Source organism: Candidatus Methylobacter favarea (assembly GCF_902806695.1).
Taxonomy (GTDB): Bacteria; Pseudomonadota; Gammaproteobacteria; order Methylococcales; family Methylomonadaceae; genus Methylobacter_B; species Methylobacter_B favarea.
Map to the genome: position 1 here is coordinate 1 of NZ_CADCXN010000037.1, position 2,392 is coordinate 2,392.

The 2,392-nt window shown below is 49.2% G+C and carries 2 protein-coding genes; both read right to left on the reverse strand.

Annotated features, from left to right (window positions below; all coding sequences use genetic code 11):
- Positions 1 to 231 precede the first annotated feature (231 nt).
- Positions 232 to 675 carry a hypothetical protein gene (locus tag HUX64_RS03145; protein WP_174624788.1) on the reverse strand — a complete coding sequence of 148 codons (444 nt, stop codon included), beginning with the start codon at positions 673 to 675 and terminating at the stop codon, positions 232 to 234.
- A gap of 289 nt (positions 676 to 964) precedes the next feature.
- Complete coding sequence (locus HUX64_RS03150; RefSeq protein WP_174624789.1) at positions 965 to 1,837, reverse strand: HEAT repeat domain-containing protein; 873 nt, start codon at positions 1,835 to 1,837, stop codon at positions 965 to 967.
- Positions 1,838 to 2,392: the final 555 nt, after the last annotated feature.

Below are 2,392 nucleotides of genomic sequence, written 5' to 3' on the forward strand. Positions count from 1 at the left end.
GCTCAATACGCTGCGCATCGCGCATGGATGTCAACCCGCAATCAGGCGCTTTGCCGCCAGCCTCTACGGCAAATATTGCCTGGATGGGTAAAATAAGCGCCAGTACGGCGCACAGTAAAACTGATATTCGCTGATTCATTTAGAGATATTCTCTTTAAGCGATCAATTAGCAGCCGCGGCATAAGTTTCTTGAGTAAAGATAATGTTCGCGGCCGCCGCCCGGATTAATGCTTATTGAAATTGCAATACAGTCAGCTCGGTGCCGGTATGAATATTGCCGCTGGTCAGGCAATGCCAGGTAACGTCGAACGCTCTCAAGCCCGCTTTGGTTTTACTGGCGGATATGTAATACACGCCGGGGCCGCCGCTGAGAGCAATCCCTTGACTGTAGCTTCCATCGCCGGAAACGGTATCGGTAATGCTCGTCATTTGATTTCCCTTGTAAATCTGGAAATTCAATAACAAGCCGGGCGCCGGTTGAGAATTGTCCCTGATCTGCCCAAAAAGATAGGCGGGCGCGCCGTTGCCGTCATCAAAGCAAGTCACAGCCGCCAGATCGGTGGCGCTCGGGTTATTGCCGCCGGCGTCAACAATGGCGCTGCCATCGTGAGCCAGCGCGCCGCCCGCAGCAAATAATAATGCTGTCATAAGAATTTTTTTAAATGCATTTTTCATACTTATCCTCGCGTCTCTACCTGGAGTAAAGATCATTAATAATTAATAAGTCTCGTTTGTCCTGCTTTCACGCGTCTGTATGACAAACGGATCACTTGGTATTGTCTTTTTTAAAAATACCTTTCGGCTTTTCCCAAAAAAGGCATGACTATAAAACTTGGGTCGTAAGGTTTTTATTTTTTATTTTATTATTTTTTCAATCTCCGATATTTCCGCTGTAAATTTTCCTGTCCGCTTTTTTCGCTCACATGCCGTTCAATCGGCTAGTCTTCTTATATTGAGATTGGCGTTACTGAGCGCTGCCCAGCTTCGCAATCGGCCTCAGTCTTAAGGCCGCCAGTTCGCGCACCGATGCGTTTTCATCCGTAAGCGCCTGCTGAAGCAATCCGGGATCGCCGCCGGCGTTATCGACCGCGGTTAGGCGCACCGACACATCGTTATCGTGAATCGCCTCCCGCAAGGCGGCCGCGGCCCCTGCTCCTTCGCGATGCGCCAGAGTGGACAAGGCTTGCGCCCGCACCTTGGCATCCTTATCCGATAGCGCTGCTTCCAGCGCTTCCCTGACTGACGGATCGTTTTTCCGTCCTTCCGCCAGCAGACGGCCGACTGCCTCCGCCCGTTTGGCGGGAACTTTTGAAGCCGTCATTTTCACCAGATCATCCGTTTCATCAGGCGCAGGTTCTGATTGCGCATTTGCAGCTGCCGGCGCTGACTGCGTCTGAACACCAGGCATAGAACATCCGGATGAACTTGCCTGATCGCCGCCGATTCTTGCGCCGAGAACCCAGACTTCAGCAAGTTGAGTCTGCTGTTCCTTGTTGGCGGATTGTTCGGCATATCGGAAAATGAGGTCAGCTTTATTATTAAACAGGCACTCCATTACTTGTTTGACTGTGGTTCCGACGCAGGTTGCATTCACCAATCCATCCGGCAGTACGGTATAATTTATCGGCACACCGGTTTTATCCGCGATGGCGCCAAGCACCTGCGCCATCGGCGCCTGTCTGATTTCCAGCTGCAGCTCAACCCCCTTATCCTTAGTTAGTACCACGCTGATTTTTTGCTGATCCGATTTGCTGATATTACCGGCCGCCGGCGCCAGATGAGGCATCAGCAGAAGCGAGCAAACTATTTGAAACCGGGCGTAAGAGAAAATCGGCATTATTAAAACTCTTAAGGCAGCGGCCATTCTTGTATTTGCAGCCGGGGGCCGGCAAGAACACATGGACCGGCAGGCATTATAAAGACCGCTGTTAAGCATAAAGCGAATTTTTAAAAGCCAATAAACTTATCATCCGCCCCCTCATCATTAATAAATACATTTTCGATAATCAATCACATGCCATTATTCTACTTACTATTTGCCAGCAGGAACAAGAAATAGCAATGCGAATGAATTGCAGGAAACCTGTTAAATATAAAAATTCACGACAATGTTTATCGCCGTGGACAGTACAAGCACTGCAACTTTATAAAGCCGCTAAAACTGATTTTTCTCTATTCGATCTGCTGACGGCAACAAATCAGGATAATATCCAGATATTATTTCCAATAAAGAGTGCCTTCTCCTACTTTCGGGCCTGACCAGACCGGCAACTCATCATTAATCTGTTGAGCTGACGGATAGACATACACATCATCACCCAATCCCCCGTTGCCCGTGCAGCTTGCTGGAAGCGGATTATTCGTTGTGTCCCTGACCACTTTCAAAGTGGCC

Bases quoted from the DNA above. Each gene is read 5' to 3' on its own strand.
- HUX64_RS03145 (WP_174624788.1), bottom strand. From the start codon at position 675: ATGAAAAATGCATTTAAAAAAATTCTTATGACAGCATTATTATTTGCT.
- HUX64_RS03150 (WP_174624789.1), bottom strand. From the start codon at position 1,837: ATGCCGATTTTCTCTTACGCCCGGTTTCAAATAGTTTGCTCGCTTCTG.